The sequence below is a fragment of the Pseudovibrio sp. W64 genome (assembly GCF_001623145.1).
In the GTDB taxonomy this organism is placed as follows: Bacteria; Pseudomonadota; Alphaproteobacteria; order Rhizobiales; family Stappiaceae; genus Pseudovibrio.
Map to the genome: position 1 here is coordinate 249,395 of NZ_LMCI01000008.1, position 14,995 is coordinate 264,389.

A 14,995-nucleotide genomic window follows, 5' to 3' on the forward strand; every position below is an offset into this window, starting at 1 on the left:
GCCTTTTGAAATATGGAAGGCTAAGCCGGCTAGGCAATAATTTGCAACAATACAGGCGGCTCATTTCCCAAGCAAACAAACCACCAAGCAGCAAACTTAAGGACCGAATTGCGGTTGAAGGTATGCCTTCTGTGCCAAGACTGCCTCCGAAAACCTGTGCTCCCGACGCCTCTTGTTTGCTGAGTTAAATTTACTCAGAATTTTTCGAGGTGACTTGATGCAATTGCACTAATTTTCTGCAGAAAAACATAAAATTCTAAAATAGGGTGGTAACGCGCTGATATATCGAGCGAAAATATCAGATTATTTTCCTCGCCGATATGTCAGATGCATGAAATTGAGGGGGTCGGTTTAGGCCACTGAGGGAAAACCCTGAAGGGATTGTATCAGGCCTGCCACGGATAGCGTGAAAGCGTGGTCATCACCAGCCGCACGATCTCCGTTTGCGAGCCAACATCTAGCCGCCGGGACACGTTGGCGATGTGGTTTCGTGCGGTATTGTAAGAAATGCCGAGTTGCTCAGCAGCGTCTCGTGTTGACGCGCCATTGGTCAGCGCCTTCACAACCTCGGTTTCCTTCGGGGTGAGATTCAGCAGATGGCTGATCATCTTGTCTGGCACTTCGGCAAAATCGGTCGGATCAAAGATCATCATCAGGCAGTATTTTGGTCTGGCCAAAAATTGCGAGAGATACGCAGGAGCGTCCTTTTGGGTCTCGATAGGCTGGATAAAGACCAGTGTGTTCGGACCAAATTCATTACGGATGATGACCGGAGACGGCAGAGTGTGGGTGTAGATGGACTGCCTGACTGCGCTTTCCAATGCGCTCGCCTCATCCACGGCCTTGGCAGAGAGCCGCATATAACGCCCAAGCTGCAAGTTGGTGTGCTTGCTCAGCAGCTTTTCTGCGCGCCCGTTCATCACCTGCACGCCGCTGTTTTCATCCACTACCAGAGCGCTGAATGGCATCTGCTCCAACCAGAACTTGCCCAATGCCTTGGTGGGAGCAACCGCCTCGCGCATGCGGCGCTGCAAAGCCAGCTGAAAAGCATTGCGGAAATACGGCTGCAGGAACTTCACTTCCTCATAGAGCTGGTCCTCATCTCTTTCTGACACAGCATAAGGAAGGGAGATGTTGATGTAGGAACACAAACCGTTTTGACGATCGATCATCAAAGTAATAGCGCGATCGATATTGTCGTTGGGCTCAATGAAGTTGCCGACATAATCAGCGTGGATGTCTTCCTTGCGGAAATGACGATGCGGGCGGCAGGGCTCTTCAATATCAACCCGCTTTAAAACGGAGGGCAGCGGATTGAGCTGGGCAACGGGCGCAAAGCTGTCGTGGAAGGCCTGCCCCACATTCAAAACCTTGCGATAGTCATAGTGACGGTCTGCCAGGCTTTGCACATTGATGGCAAAGGGAAACTCTGAGTACTTTGTCTGCAGTTGCTTCAACGCATTTTCCAGAGGCTCTTCATTCATGAAGGTCCGGAAGATATCGCTGATACTCTGATCAAGGAGCGGTGTCATAATCTATGGTCTGCAATATGGCTCGAAAGGAGTGGTACAGAGCGGTAATCAAAGATCTCTAATAAAGAAACCGCTTAAGTATTGAGCCGTCAGACGGGTTAAATCAAGTAAGTTGACCGTTTGGTCTAAAAAGAAACTGACGCTGCGATATATCAGCAACAGTGCATAGGTATATATGAGAATATTCTGAATAAAGAGGTGTGCTTGAATACAGGAAAGGCCCGGAAAACCGGGCTTTTGTGGCCTTAAAAGATTGTATTTGGCCGGGTGACAATGCCCCAGTATCTAACGGTAAAGAGGCCAAATGCACCAACCCAGCACAGGGCTGAAAGACCCAGAACCATGAAATAACCCTGCGGATAGAGGAGAATACCAAACACTCGCACCGCTGCACTCATGACAATGAGATAGTAGATCGCGATCTCAACCCATGTTGGCTGAAGTGGCCTGCCGGAGTGACCCAGCGCACTGCGTGTCATCATGGCCAGCATCATACCCGCGATGGAACCAACGGTGATCGCGTGGATCGCCAGCACCTGATCCCATGGTGCATCCAGCAAAGCCCCTGCCCGTAACAGCAATGCAATTGGCAGCCAGGCGTAGGAAACCGGCAGGATCCAGAGGATCGGTTTGCCCCATGTGATCTGAGGGCGCCATAGACCCATCTTTACAATGTGCAGTCCGGCAAGCACCAGCAGGCCCACCGCGCGTAGGGTTGCAGCCTCATAGCTCATGCCAAAATAGATGTCGCTGACCAGCAGCAGAACCATGCCAAGACCAATTGCATCTTCAAGGCGCTGGTTGCGCACTGCGCGTTTTACACCCAGGGCATTGTTGGTGAAGAGCGGGATAATACGCCCACCAATGACGGTTACGAAGATCGCGAAGACATCAACAGCCCAGAGGAACACATCGGCAGAGTCATAACTGATCAGATCCAGCGCAATGGCGTGGAACAGACCGTTTGCCACAGCCAGCACCAGCAGCAAAGCCACCGCGAAGTAGTTGCGTTTGTTTTTCGCCTGATACAACGGAATTGCGATGCCAAGAGCGGCAAGAGGCAGGAAGAGAAGATCAAGAATTTGCCCGAGAGACCCAAGTGGTCCACTGCCCACAAACAAGAGCACACGCGCCGCCAGCCATAAGGCAAGCAGCCCGCCCAGAACCAAGCCATTCGGCGTGCGCCGGCCCGTCCAGTTTTGAACGGCGGTGTAGAGGAAGCCGATGAGAATGGCGACGGCAAAGCCAAAGATCAGCTCATGAGAATGCCAGAGCACACCTTCAAGCGGGCCATTGATCTCGACAAACCCGATAATGGAGGCAACCCAAAGCGGAACGCTGATGGCCGCATACGCTGCACCAACAATATAGAACGGACGAAAGCCGAGGGATAAAAATGCTTCCCAGGAGAAAGCTGCGCTCGCTCTGGGATGCTTCGGCATAGTTTGTGTTTGCTGCATTTATCAGATCTCGGTCGGCGAAGGATCTGCCTTCGCTCATTTTCTTATCAAGGCACAGGAAACGCATTCGACCAGAAGGGATGGAGCGATGGTCGAACTTCTCCACTTATCATCCCTTATAAACATGAAACTAATACTCATATTTGTGCAATGTCAAATAATTCTAAAATAGCCGCTCCGGCCGTTTGTACATGACGTTTAAGGCACTGATTTCAGTAGGATGGCGGGCCTGTTCAATCAGTTGCGGGTAAGTTGAAATGTGAGAGGCTCTGCCGGATTTTTGCCTTGTTCTGCCTTGAGTCTGACCATATCGAGCGGCGGGACACAGGATTGATTCATTGCACGCATTGCAAGCAGACAGAAACAGCTATGTCATTGCGGGGTCCAACAAGACCTATACGCTGGTGTTTGCGTCCTCTTTAATGGTGCATCTGTTCGCCTACTGGGTGCTGGCCATGTCGCACCTGCCTCGTAGCTTTCGTGGAAGCCCGGTCAAAAGCATTGGCGTTGAGCTCATTGGCACTGCTCAGTTTGAGCAACTCATCGCGCCGCCAATCCCACAAGAACCTCCAACTGCATCGCTCTCCTCTGCTCCACTGGACGAAGCAGACCCGCAACCTTTGCCGCCGCCAGTCGTGAGAGAAGAAGTCATCCAAACCCCGCAACCGGTTGTTGCGCAGCACTTTCAGTTGGGCCGTTTGCTGGACGCACCTGAAAACAAAGAATTGAAAGATTCGCTTGTTCTGTTTGACCCGTCCGACCAGCGCGAGCAGCTCTGCAATCTGGAAGTGATGGAGCAAATCCAGTTATGGAACGAGAGCTTCAACCCGGAACGCGTGGTCGCCTTTGCTTATAAAGACCCGGTGGTCTTCGGCAATTCCGTCAGCGCAGACGGCGCAGCCTTCCGCAGCAAGGGCGACTGGTACCACCTCACCTACAAATGCACCTACAACCCCACCACCAACCTCGTCACCGCACTGGAATTCCTGGCAGGCGACGTCATCGCACGGTCAGAGTGGGAGGACCATTTTCTGTTTGCGGAGTGAAGGTTACTTGGTGTCGCGAACGGCTCGGACGGCCAGAGAGTAGCCCTGGCTGTGGAAGTCTAGGGCGTAGGTGACGAAGTCCAGATAGTAGTACATGCCTTTCAGCTTCTGGTCTCCAGTGGCGGACCAGAAGTCAGCGTAGTCGGTGAAGGCTGGTGCTGTAAGGTCTGGAAACAGGGCGTGTAGTTCGTCTTTATCAGCGCAGGTGGAATCCAGCAGGCCATAAAGCTCGCGGATTGTTGGCAGACGCCAGCCTTGGCTGTTCTCTGCAAAATGAGAGGCCGCGATGTCTTGCCCTACCTGCATTGGTTCACCGGAACAGCTCTTACTATTGCTTTCCCACGTCATGCCTTCTGCGCAGCGTTTCCATTCCAACGCGAAACCGGTTTGTTTGACCAGAGCTCCTTCAAGAGTAAAGCGCTCTTGCAAGGCAGGTTTGTTGCTGCAATCAAGTTGCGCAGCGGCGGGGAAGGCTGACAGGAAGAGGCTGAGAGCGGCACCTGTGGTGAGGACGAAAGGCTTTTTTGTCATTATAAAACATCGCAAAGTGATTTTTGAAAGATCGCGGTGCGTGCATGTTTTATCAAACAAACCGCAGCGCTATTTCACTTCACTGACGGGAAATAGTGGTGTGTTTATGGCAGCTTGGGCATTTCCAAGATTAACCTGTGCGTCCCGCAAAGAAGAGCGGATTGGGGCCGCTCTTATTCTCTTTAAAGATGAAGGGCGCGTTATGCCGTCGGTTCCCAGAGCTCAACGGGATTGCCTTCCAGATCATGAATTCTGGCGAAGCGACCAACGCCATCCATGGTTTGCTCCTGAGAGATTTCGATATCAGCCTTGCGAAGCTGGTTGAGCATTTTGCCCAGATCCGCCACGCGGAAGTTGAGCATGAAGCCGTGGTCTGGCGGAAAGTAATCGGTGTCCTGAGCAAAGGGCGAGAACACGGTGACGCCCTCAGTCGAGACCCAAGGTGTCATTTCCATATTTGTTGGCGCCAGATTAATACCCAGATGTTGCCCGTACCACTGAGCGACAGCTGCAGGATCTTTTGCTCTAAAGAAGATCCCTCCAATTCCTGTAACTTTTTCCATAGTAGTTCCCCCAAATGCTGGCCGCAGAACATACTCCTCAATTGCCTTGACCTTCGCAAGGCAGAAGCTTCAAGAGCTGATCAGAGGATGATGGTGGTTTGGGTTGATTGGTTTAGATAAACCGGCTCACCAGAACCTGAAGCAAGGCTTGTCAGGTTCTGGTGAGTGAGCAATGGTTGGAATTAAGCCGCGTCCTCTCCCACATCCCACGTTTCTGCTGCACGCAAGGTTGCGGAAAGGTGAATGAGTTTTTCGGTCATGCTCAGGGGCTTTTCTGGCAGGCCGATGCGGCTGGCGGTGCCGAATTCGGTGGCTTGTTCGCGGAACAGGATGCCGAGGACGGTTGGCTCGCCGTCTTTCTCACCAAGCTCTGCCAGAGCGACGGCCAGTGCGTGGTTGGTTTCGTCATGGACCAGTAGGTCTGCTTCGGTCACGCCGTCTTCTTCCAATGAAACGATATCCAGCCCAAACCCGCCGGGTTTCACGCGAATGCCTTTGTCTTTGTTGACGCCAAACACCATGGGCTGACCATGTTCCACGACGATGGTGTGGTCCGGCCCCTGCTTCTTATCTTTCAGGTGATCAAACACACCGTCGTTGAAGATCACACAGTTCTGCAGCACTTCCACGAAGGCGGTGCCGTCAAAGTCGCGTGCCTCTTGCAAAATAGGGCCAAGCACTTTGGCCTGTGTGTCAATGCTGCGAGCGATGAACTTGGAGCCTGCCCCAATGGCAAAGCGAGCCGGGTTGAGTGGCATTTCCACTGTACCGCCCGGAGAACTCGGCGTGCGCATGCCCTTTTGCGAGGTTGGCGAGTACTGGCCTTTGGTCAGGCCGTAAATCTGGTTGTTAAACAGCACGATCTGCATATCAAGATTTCGGCGCAGCGCGTGGAGCAGATGGTTGCCGCCGATGGACAGGCCGTCCCCATCACCCGTGAACACCCACACATCCAGCTCAGGATTAGCAAGCTTTGCACCGGAAGCAATTGCAGGTGCACGTCCATGGATTGTGTGGAAGCCATAGGTTGCCATGTAGTATGGTAAGCGGGAGGAGCAGCCGATGCCGGAAACGCACAGGGTGTCTTCCAGCTTTGCGCCTGTGTCTGCCAGCATCTTGTGCAGGCTTTTCAAAACTGCGTAATCACCGCAGCCCGGGCACCAGCGAACATCGAGAGAACTGGCGAAATCTTTTGGTTTCAGGTCAGTCATGATGAAACTCCCAGCGCATCCTCAATGATTTTGGCGATTTCGCGGACGAGGAATGGACGTCCCTTCACGCAGGAAACGCTCTCAACCGGAACATCCATTTGGCTACGAAGAACCGTTGCCAGTTGGCCGTTATTCATTTCTGGAATGATCACCCGATCAAACCCTGAGAGCAGCTCCTCCAGATTGGGCGGCAAAGGCCAGAGGTGGCGCAGGTGAATGTGGGAGACGGACTTGCCTTCCAGTTCTGCACGGCGGGCTGCCACACGGATTGGACCCCAGCTGGAACCCCAGCCGAGTAAGGCCAACTTGCCGGTGGCCTCTCCAGATTCCACATGTTGCGGCGGAATGCTTTTCGCCATGGCCTCCAGCTTTTGGGCGCGGATCTGGGTCATAAGCTGGTGGTTCTCACCATCATACGAGATGTTGCCACTGCCCGCCTGCTTCTCCAGCCCGCCAATGCGGTGCATCAAGTCAGCAGTGCCCGGCACAGCCCACGGGCGGGCCATGGTGTCGGGATCGTGGTCATAGGGCAGGAAACCCTCTGGATCTGTGGCTTTCTTGACCGGGAATGGAGCATAGGCTGGATCACTGAAGTCCGGTAGTTTCCATGGGGCACTGGCATTGGCAATGTAGCCATCAGTAAGCACCATGAGTGGTGTCATGTGCTTTGTGGCCAGCTTGGCTGCTTCCACGCCCATGTCAAAGCATTCACCCGGATGGGCTGGTGCGATGACAGGCAGCGGTGCATCCCCATTGCGGCCCCAGATGGCCTGAAACAGATCGGACTGCTCCGTCTTAGTTGGCAGGCCAGTGGAAGGACCACCGCGCTGGACGTTGACGATCACCAGCGGCAGCTCTGTCATGATGGCAAGGCCGATGGCTTCCGTCTTCAGTGCTATGCCGGGACCGGAAGAGCCCGTCACGCCCAGATGTCCGGCATAAGAAGCGCCGATAGCTGCGCAGATGGCGGCAATCTCATCTTCCGCCTGAAACGAAATCGCACCCAGCTCCTTCAACTTTGCCACTGTGTGCAGCAGTGGAGAGGCTGGCGTGATTGGGTAGGAGCCGTAAAACAGTTCAAGATTGGCAAGGGTTGCACCGGCATAAAGGCCATAGGCCATGCCCTCGTTGCCATTGATGGACCGATACTCGCCTTCCATTAAGGGAGCTGGCTGAATGCGGTAGCGGGAAACATCCGGCGGCAGATCGCTGACTTCCCCGTAAAGGTGGCCTGCCTGCAGCGCCATGATGTTGGCTTTGGCTACATCCGGTTTTTTGTGGAACTTCTGCTCGATCCAATGCTCAACATCTGCGGTGGAGCGCTCGAATAGCCAAAGCACGAGGCCAAGGGTCCACATGTTCTTACTGCGCCGGGCATCCTTTGCGGAAAGGCCTGTTTCCTTCAGCGCTTTTTCTGTGTTGCTGGTGATCTCCAATGGCAGCACGCGAAAGCTGGAGAGTGACCCATCTTCCAACGGATTGGTGGAAAAACCTGCTTTGGTGATGGCGCGCTCGGTAAAGGCGTCCATATCGATGATCAGCAGACCGTTCTGCTTCACACCTTCCAGATACTTACGCAAGGCTGCCGGGTTCAGCGCCACCAACGCGTCGGTTTCATCACCAAACGTGTCCACCTCGGTGTGGCCGATATTGAGGGAATAGGCTGAGACACCGTAGATCGTTCCGCTTGGGGCGCGTATATCCGCCGGAAAATCCGGGAAGGTTGCAATGTCATTGCCAAATCTGGCAGCACTTTCAGCCAGCCGCGTGCCCGTCATCTGAATGCCGTCGCCCGAGTCTCCGGCAAAGCGGACGCGCACATAGTCGACCTCCGGCTGCTGGGAGACAGGAAGTTCACGCGTTGTTGTGCTGTGTTCCAGTCCGTTCTGCATAATCGGCTCCAAAATACTGGCAGCGGCAGTGGCAGAAATCTCGTCTGTTCTTTTGTCCCTCAGGACATTGCCAATCAGCTGAGCCAGAATACCCACTTCTCTGTGGCTTTTTGTAGCCTGTAATAGCAGGAATGGAGTTGCGACCCGTTAACGCAGCCCGCTGGTAATTGGTCGAACAGCTCTCAGCAGTTGTACCGATCTTGGTGGTTTCGGCCTCATGTTTTCCCCTGTATCCCGTCCATTCTCGTTCTGCACCCTGACAGATTTAAGTTTGGCGTCATTTGCGAGTCATTTGGCGCGATATGGCTTTGAACCGATCCAACTGCATCCCTAGTTTGACAGAGACGAAGAATAACAAGCGAGTTCCAAAAAGACATCTCGCATAAGGTTTCAGGAGTTTCTCATGTCCAACACTATTCTCATCACAGGCGCGTCCTCTGGCATTGGCAAGATCACCGCACAGTCCTTTCACGACAAAGGCTGGAACGTGATCGCAACCATGCGCCAGCCCGAAAAGGAAGAGGAGCTGACGCAGCTTGATAATACTCTTGTGACCCGTCTGGATGTGACGGATGAAGCTTCCATTGAAACGGCTGTTGCTGAGGGCATTGCGCGCTTTGGCAAAATTGACGTGCTGCTCAACAACGCCGGGTATGGCGCTTATGGCCCGCTGGAAGCATTTTCCATGGAGAAAGTACGCCGCCAGTTTGAAACCAACGTCATCGGCCTGATTGCGGTGACAAAAGGTGTCCTGCCCCACCTTCGCGCCAACAAATCCGGTACGATTGTGAACATTTCCTCCATCGGTGGCCAGATGACCTTCCCGCTCGGCGCGCTGTATCACGGCACAAAGTTTGCGGTTGAAGGCATTTCAGAGGCGCTTCACTTTGAACTGGAGGCTGCTGGCATCAAGATGAAGATTGTTGAACCCGGAATGATCAGCACCGATTTCGCCGGTCGTTCTTTCGACTTCACCAATGACGAGAGCATGACGGAATACCAGGGTGTTGTGCAAGCGCTGTTTGGAGCCATGAACGGAGGCATGCAGCCTTCCGCACCAAGCGTTGTGGCAGACGTCATCTATACCGCTGTCACGGACGGCACCGATACCCTGCGCTATCGTGCTGGCGCGGATGCCGTCCAGTTCCTCGACAACCGCAAAGCACTGGATGATGCAACATTCATTGGCGACTTGAAGGAACAGCTTGGCCTTTAGGGTCTGATTGTACCGTTCCCCCAACAGTACAATTTGAAAGCAGAGGATGCGGTGGTGTCCTCTGTTTTTTGTTTGAAGCTTCTGAGACCAGTTGAGGCAGCTGCAGGTCAGGCACAGGAAAAATTGTCGTGGCTCTTAACGGGCAATGCGTGTAGGTTTACCGCAGTCTTTTTTCTTTAAGTCTTGCTTCCTCAGGTTTTCATGGAACTCATAATTATTGTTGCCGTCGCCCTTTTTCTTGGTGTGGCATTCGCATTTTACAACCGCCTCTCAGATATCGCGCTCAAACTCACGTTTTTGAATGCGCAGATGAAAGAGCTGCACAAGAGCATGGCTGAGTTGCAGGGCCAGCCTCCAAATGTGGGGACTGCTCCAACTGCTGCTGAAAAGCCAGCGACGCATCGTGAAACTTATGTGCCGTCTGTGTCGAAGAAGCCATGGATGAGAGACGTGGATACCAGGAGTGAAGTGGCGAAACCAACGCCACCTCCTGTGCCGAGTAGCATCGCTGCACAAGAAGCACCGAAAGAGGATGCAAAAGCACAGGCTGTAAAGCGGGCTGCTCTAGCTTCTGAGCAGGCTTCAGTCTCTGAGAAACGCGACACGCTTGCTCAGAAAAATGCCCAGAAAGACGCTCCAAAATCTGAGCGGAAGGCAGGCTCGCATCAATCTGCGCCACCTCAGCCAAAGGCTGATCCGATTGAAGCGTGGTTTACCGGGGTTGCCCGCAGTATCATCGACAATGTTCGCAAAAACTGGGTTGTTTGGCTGGGTGCGCTGTCGCTTGCTTTCGGCGGTATCTTCTTTGTTCAATACGGAATTGAGAACGGCGTCCTCTCACCAGCCATGCGCATCAGCTGTGCGCTGGCCTTTGGTGTCCTGCTGATTGCTGGCTCCGAGTTCTTCCGCTTCCGACAGAAAGAGGCGCATGTCGATCCGTTCGGCCCGCTGGTTGCGGCAGCCAGTGGTGGTCTTGCGTCTCTGTTTAGCGCCACAGTGGGTGCTTATTCGCTTTATGGCTTGATTGGCCCAACGACCACCTTCATCGGATTGGCGCTTGTGTCATGGCTCGCGATTGGTGGTGGCCTTCTTTATGGCCCAGTGCTGGCGACCATTGGTATTCTTGGGGCCTATTACTCCCCGCTGCTGGTGGGCGGGTCAGAACCGTCCGCTCTGCTCTATCTCTATTTTGCGATGGTGCTGGCAACAAGCTTTGCGGTTGAACGCTTGCAGCGCTGGATCTGGCTCTCCACACTCAGCGTTCTTTCCGTTTTCGTCTGGGTATTCCTGATGCAGATCCAGATGCCGGAACAACAACTGACACCGCTCATGCTGGCCGCAATTCTTGCGCTGACGATTACGGTGCCTGCCTTTGGTTTTCCGCCGAAGTCAGCGATCTCCTGTTGGCCTTTAGACAACGCGTTTTGGGACTACAAGAAGACCTATCCAGCTTTGCTAAGCTACGCCGTGACAGGTCTCGTACTGCTGACCGGGTTGTTCTTTGCGGGTGAAGACATGGGTCTGGCACGACCAATGACGCTGATGTTCGCCGGTTTGCTGGTCGCCTATGTGTTCTTTTTGAGTAAAGCGGAAAGCCTTGACCTGATTGGACCAGCACTGCTTGCAGGCTTTGCGTTGATGATGTGGATGCCGAAGGCGCTGGCCTGGCAATCTGTGCCAGACGATCAGCTGTTCTATCTTGCCACTTTGGCTGTTACGATCACAGCGGTGACAGGAGGCAGCTTGTTACGTGGCCAAACCTCCACGCGTGCGTGGTTCTGGAACTGGTCTGCCGTCGCCTTGCCGGGGCTTGGCGCGGGGGTCTACTTTGTCTACACGGTCCTGCACGCGCCAGAGCTGCTGAGCGCTATCGGAGCCTTTGGCTACCTGTTTGCGCTTGCTCTGCAAGTTTGCGTGGCGGTCTACCTCCGCAAGTCAGCGCATAAGTTTGAGTTTGGGACTGAGGGCAGTGCCGCCCTTGCCTTCCTGCTATTCCTGCCATTTGCCTACTACTTCTTTGGCGAGATCACGCTTCCGATGGTTCTCATGATCGGAGCCGTTGCGGTTCTTGAAATCTCAGATCTGTTCGGGCTTAGCATAGCACGAAAGGCATTCTTTGCTTACCTGAGTGGCATGGTCTTTTTCACCACGCAGCGTTACATCGACGGATTTGGCGAAGCGGGTTACGGAGACATTTCGCTGCTGTTCCTACCAGTGCTCGCGCTCAGCGCATTTGGCTGGTGGCGCGGCCAGCAGCGCGGGGATGAGAGCGAAGCAGTTGTGTTTGAAACGACTGTCTGGGCAGCTCTGTCCCTGTTCTTCTGCGCCTTGCTTCAGGTGTTCTACCGCGATCAGGGCGACATGCCCATGTATGTGATGCATGGGTCCTATGCCTTTGTTCTGGCAATTCAGGTTTCCGTTCAACTGAAGCGGATGAGTTTCTCAAATTCCTTCGCCAAGTTGAGACGAGGGCTATTCCATTGGTACTGGGCCATTGCAGTGTTGAACTGTCTGGTTGCGATTTTGGCCAACCCACTGGCTCGGGACCATGTCTTCGGCTACTTCCCGATTGATAGCCTCTCAATTGCCTATCTGTATCCTGCTCTGGCATTGCTGTTGGCAACTGAGCGCTTCTGGACCCGTGAGGCTTACCTGCAAAACGTGACACGCGGTCTGGCGGGCGTCTTGCTGGTTATGTTTGTCGGGTTGGAAATCCGCGCCTTCTGGCAGGGGCCTGTGTTGACAGCGCCTGGTGTGGTTCTGGAGGAACTCTACAGCTACACCGTCGCGATGCTGATCTTCTCAGTTGGGCTGATCGCGTTTGCTTCTGTGAAGCAACGTAAACGGGTTGGGCAGGCAGGACTGGCGTTCATCATCATCACCTGCCTGAAAGTGTTCTTCATCGACATGTCGGGTCTGTATGGTCTTGCCCGCGCAACATCGTTCATTGGTCTTGGACTAACACTGGTTGGTATTGCCTGGGCAAACAAACGGTTCTTGTCGTTTGACACGCCAGTTGAAGAGGAAGAGCCGGAGCTCAAACCTCAGCAAGATCAGGCTTAAGTCATCAAAAGGCCGGAGAGAGCAAACACGTCTATCCGGCCTATTTTGTTAGGCTGATGCAAGTTCACCAGTTGCCTGTAAGTGGGTGTTCATCACACTCAGGAAGGTGGTCAGGTCAATGTTGCCACCCGTCAGGATCACGCCTGCCCGTTTGCCCTGTAAATTGTGTTTGTTCGCCATCAGGCCTGCAAGTGGCGCAGCCCCTGCCCCTTCTGCCAAATTGTGGGTGTCTTTGTAGTAGGCCGCCATCGCTTCAGCAATTTGCGCATCACTTACGCTGACCACATCTTCCGCGCCTTTCAGGATGATCTCCAGCGGCTGTGCCTGCGGATCTCGGCAGGCCATCCCATCTGCGAAGGTGTTGGCTGTGTCCGTCTGAATTGCCTTGCCAGCTTTAAAGGACAGCGCAAAGGCAGCGGCGTTTTTAGCGGTCACGCCAATGATCTTGGTTTTCAGGCCGAGCAAATCGCGAACCGTGATGAGGCTGCAAATGCCAGAGCCCATGCCAATCGGGACATAAACCACATCCAGATCAGCAACCGCACGGTACAGCTCCAGCGCATAGGTGGAGACACCTTTGACGATGTTCTCGTGGAACGGAGGCACCATGTGATAGCCGTGCTTTTCCTGCAATTGCTGCGCAACCACGCGGCTTTCGTCAAAATCCTTGCCGGCAATGATCACATTGGCCCCAAACGAGCGCATGGCGGCGTTCTTTTCCAGTGAGTTGCCTTCGGGCACAACAATATAAGAGGGAACGCCACTTCGGCTCGCGCCAAGAGCAACGGACTGACCATGATTGCCGCGCGTCGCCGTCACCAGCCCGGTGGGCTTTTGCGCAGACTTCATCAAGGCATCCACATAGGTGAAGCCGCCACGCGCCTTGAACGAGCCTGTTGGCGTATGGTTTTCATGCTTTACGAAAACATCAACACCACTACGTTCTTTCAGCAATGGCCATGCATAACATGGGGTTTCAGGGACAAACTGCTTAACAGTGGTGTGGGCAGCTTCCAGATCCTCTAGCGAAAACAGCGGCATTCGATTTCCTTTTGGAAGTTAAAAACACTTTGCCATGAGCTTAAAACCTGACGCTGATGATGGCTTTCAAAATACTGACCTAAACGCCTTTGGCGAATGTCCCCTTGTTTGCCGTGGGTTAGTCGGCCTATAGATAGGGCGTCGGAAATCAGAAGAACCTTTTGAAGTAACTGAGGCTATGAGTTCAGCGCGGGACATTATCAGCAAGTGGAAGCTGCAGTTGTTGCCAAGCAGTGCCTATGCTGTTGCCTACACGGCGGCGCGGGCCTCAATCGGGTTTGCGTTTGAAAGCCAGCGCGGGGCGCATTCTTTTGACAGCGATCGCCGGGTTGATTTCTGGACCCGGCCCAACAGCCTCGCCTTTGTGCCGAGGGGATGCGATGTCACCTCGGAGAGCGAGCGCGGTGGGGAGTATCTGACTTTTACGGTACCAGCTGAACTCCTGCCAGATCGCGGAGAACAGATGCGCTTCAACCATGCCATCTCGCCTGATGCGATTAAAGCTGCTTTTCATCTTCGCAAGGCACTTCTCGCAGCAAAACCTCAGGACACCTTAGCGATAGAAGCTCAGCTCTATGCTCTGCTGGATGTGGTGGAGCAAGTTCAGGCAGGGGCCTATGAAGATCCTCCATCCGCAGCCTCTATGACGGATACGCGGCTGAAGCGGGTGGAAGAGTTTGTCGAAGATCACCTTGCCCGGCAGATGTCCATGTCTGATCTGGCAGCATGTGTGGACCTGTCAGCGGGCTTTTTCAACCGTGCGTTCAAAGGCGCCACTGGCAAAACACCCCATGATTATGTGGTCGAGCGACGCATGGCGCGGGCGCGCAAACTTCTTGGCGCACCACACAGCACTCTCAGCCAGATTGCTTATACCTGCGGGTTTTCTTCCCACGCACATATGAGTTCAACCTTCAAAAAACGCCTTGGTGTTACGCCCACCCAGCTTATGACGAGGCAGGTTTATCCAGCGCCAGCACGTTCAACTGTTTGACGTGATACTCAAGCACGTGCCAGCCCATTTTCTCATAGAACGGGGTGTTGTTGTCTGAGGCGCACAGATACACACGTGAGTACCCGTTTTCAAATGCCAGTTGGGCCATGCGTGCAACAAGGGCTGTGCCAATACCTTCGCGGCGATGAACTTCTTCGGTCCACACAGCGGCGACCCATGGTGTCAGTTGAGGACGGGCGGCAAAGTCGCTTTCAATCAGCAATGCGCTGCCAAGGTAGGTTCCGTCGCGGTGGGCAACAAAGGCGGTGGGGACAGCTTCAGGACAAAGAGCTGCGCGGACTTTGACTTCGATCTCGTCTTGCAAAACGCCTTTGTCTCGCCACCAGGTCTGCCAGATGCGATGGGCAATGGTGGGAATTAAATCGGGGGTTTCGCTCATTTCAGAAAGGGTAAAAGTGCGTTCTAAACTTTCCATAGGACTGGTG

Annotated in this window: 12 protein-coding genes; 4 read left to right on the plus strand and 8 right to left on the minus strand. The window is 53.9% G+C overall.

Annotation, left to right across the window (positions count from 1 at the left end; genetic code table 11):
* Positions 1 to 386 precede the first annotated feature (386 nt).
* Both PsW64_RS05520 and PsW64_RS05525 read right to left on the minus strand, forming a co-directional pair.
* The gene (locus tag PsW64_RS05520) at positions 387 to 1,532 is read right to left on the minus strand and encodes a helix-turn-helix transcriptional regulator (RefSeq protein WP_057462401.1); all 1,146 of its coding nucleotides are present in this window, start codon (positions 1,530 to 1,532) and stop codon (positions 387 to 389) included.
* 245 nt (positions 1,533 to 1,777) lie between these two features.
* The gene (locus PsW64_RS05525; protein ID WP_063302961.1) at positions 1,778 to 2,992 is read right to left on the minus strand and encodes an NnrS family protein; all 1,215 of its coding nucleotides are present in this window, start codon (positions 2,990 to 2,992) and stop codon (positions 1,778 to 1,780) included.
* Between the two features lie 338 nt (positions 2,993 to 3,330).
* Here PsW64_RS05525 and PsW64_RS05530 point away from each other — a divergent pair, with 338 nt between their 5' ends.
* On the plus strand, positions 3,331 to 4,038 hold the full coding sequence (locus tag PsW64_RS05530; protein WP_063302962.1) for a DUF930 domain-containing protein: 708 nt from the start codon (positions 3,331 to 3,333) through the stop codon (positions 4,036 to 4,038).
* A 3-nt stretch (positions 4,039 to 4,041) separates the two neighbouring features.
* Here PsW64_RS05530 and PsW64_RS05535 read toward each other — a convergent pair whose 3' ends face one another.
* The 4 genes from PsW64_RS05535 to PsW64_RS05550 form a co-directional block, all read right to left on the minus strand.
* Positions 4,042 to 4,569 carry an Lcl C-terminal domain-containing protein gene (locus PsW64_RS05535; protein WP_063302963.1) on the minus strand — a complete coding sequence of 176 codons (528 nt, stop codon included), beginning with the start codon at positions 4,567 to 4,569 and terminating at the stop codon, positions 4,042 to 4,044.
* A gap of 200 nt (positions 4,570 to 4,769) precedes the next feature.
* On the minus strand, positions 4,770 to 5,132 hold the full coding sequence (locus PsW64_RS05540; RefSeq protein ID WP_063302964.1) for a VOC family protein: 363 nt from the start codon (positions 5,130 to 5,132) through the stop codon (positions 4,770 to 4,772).
* A gap of 182 nt (positions 5,133 to 5,314) precedes the next feature.
* Positions 5,315 to 6,343: a 2-oxoacid:ferredoxin oxidoreductase subunit beta gene (locus PsW64_RS05545; RefSeq protein WP_063287637.1), complete on the minus strand. Its 1,029-nt coding sequence runs from the start codon at positions 6,341 to 6,343 to the stop codon at positions 5,315 to 5,317.
* Complete coding sequence (locus PsW64_RS05550; RefSeq protein ID WP_063287728.1) at positions 6,340 to 8,235, minus strand: 2-oxoacid:acceptor oxidoreductase subunit alpha; 1,896 nt, start codon at positions 8,233 to 8,235, stop codon at positions 6,340 to 6,342. The genes PsW64_RS05545 and PsW64_RS05550 overlap by 4 nt, the downstream gene beginning before the upstream one ends.
* A 403-nt stretch (positions 8,236 to 8,638) precedes the next feature.
* Between PsW64_RS05550 and PsW64_RS05555 the strand changes: the two genes are divergently transcribed.
* Both PsW64_RS05555 and PsW64_RS05560 read left to right on the plus strand, forming a co-directional pair.
* Positions 8,639 to 9,451: an SDR family oxidoreductase gene (locus PsW64_RS05555; RefSeq protein WP_063302965.1), complete on the plus strand. Its 813-nt coding sequence runs from the start codon at positions 8,639 to 8,641 to the stop codon at positions 9,449 to 9,451.
* 201 nt (positions 9,452 to 9,652) lie between these two features.
* Positions 9,653 to 12,514, plus strand: a complete 2,862-nt coding sequence (locus PsW64_RS05560; protein ID WP_063302966.1) for a DUF2339 domain-containing protein — start codon at positions 9,653 to 9,655, stop codon at positions 12,512 to 12,514.
* Between the two features lie 48 nt (positions 12,515 to 12,562).
* Here PsW64_RS05560 and PsW64_RS05565 read toward each other — a convergent pair whose 3' ends face one another.
* Positions 12,563 to 13,555 carry a threonine dehydratase gene (locus tag PsW64_RS05565; protein ID WP_063302967.1) on the minus strand — a complete coding sequence of 331 codons (993 nt, stop codon included), beginning with the start codon at positions 13,553 to 13,555 and terminating at the stop codon, positions 12,563 to 12,565.
* 178 nt (positions 13,556 to 13,733) lie between these two features.
* Between PsW64_RS05565 and PsW64_RS05570 the strand changes: the two genes are divergently transcribed.
* Entirely contained in the window at positions 13,734 to 14,549 is an 816-nt protein-coding gene (locus PsW64_RS05570) for a helix-turn-helix domain-containing protein (protein WP_063302968.1), read from the plus strand.
* On the opposite strand, the gene PsW64_RS05575 is transcribed toward PsW64_RS05570, so the two are convergent.
* A complete protein-coding gene (locus PsW64_RS05575; protein ID WP_063302969.1) occupies positions 14,503 to 14,985 on the minus strand; it encodes a GNAT family N-acetyltransferase in 483 nt (160 codons plus the stop codon). The genes PsW64_RS05570 and PsW64_RS05575 overlap by 47 nt on opposite strands.
* Positions 14,986 to 14,995: the final 10 nt, after the last annotated feature.

Bases quoted from the DNA above. Each gene is read 5' to 3' on its own strand.
- PsW64_RS05520 (WP_057462401.1), bottom strand. From the start codon at position 1,532: ATGACACCGCTCCTTGATCAGAGTATCAGCGATATCTTCCGGACCTTC.
- PsW64_RS05525 (WP_063302961.1), bottom strand. From the start codon at position 2,992: ATGCAGCAAACACAAACTATGCCGAAGCATCCCAGAGCGAGCGCAGCT.
- PsW64_RS05535 (WP_063302963.1), bottom strand. From the start codon at position 4,569: ATGACAAAAAAGCCTTTCGTCCTCACCACAGGTGCCGCTCTCAGCCTC.
- PsW64_RS05540 (WP_063302964.1), bottom strand. From the start codon at position 5,132: ATGGAAAAAGTTACAGGAATTGGAGGGATCTTCTTTAGAGCAAAAGAT.
- PsW64_RS05545 (WP_063287637.1), bottom strand. From the start codon at position 6,343: ATGACTGACCTGAAACCAAAAGATTTCGCCAGTTCTCTCGATGTTCGC.
- PsW64_RS05550 (WP_063287728.1), bottom strand. From the start codon at position 8,235: ATGCAGAACGGACTGGAACACAGCACAACAACGCGTGAACTTCCTGTC.
- PsW64_RS05555 (WP_063302965.1), top strand. From the start codon at position 8,639: ATGTCCAACACTATTCTCATCACAGGCGCGTCCTCTGGCATTGGCAAG.
- PsW64_RS05560 (WP_063302966.1), top strand. From the start codon at position 9,653: ATGGAACTCATAATTATTGTTGCCGTCGCCCTTTTTCTTGGTGTGGCA.
- PsW64_RS05565 (WP_063302967.1), bottom strand. From the start codon at position 13,555: ATGCCGCTGTTTTCGCTAGAGGATCTGGAAGCTGCCCACACCACTGTT.
- PsW64_RS05570 (WP_063302968.1), top strand. From the start codon at position 13,734: ATGAGTTCAGCGCGGGACATTATCAGCAAGTGGAAGCTGCAGTTGTTG.
- PsW64_RS05575 (WP_063302969.1), bottom strand. From the start codon at position 14,985: ATGGAAAGTTTAGAACGCACTTTTACCCTTTCTGAAATGAGCGAAACC.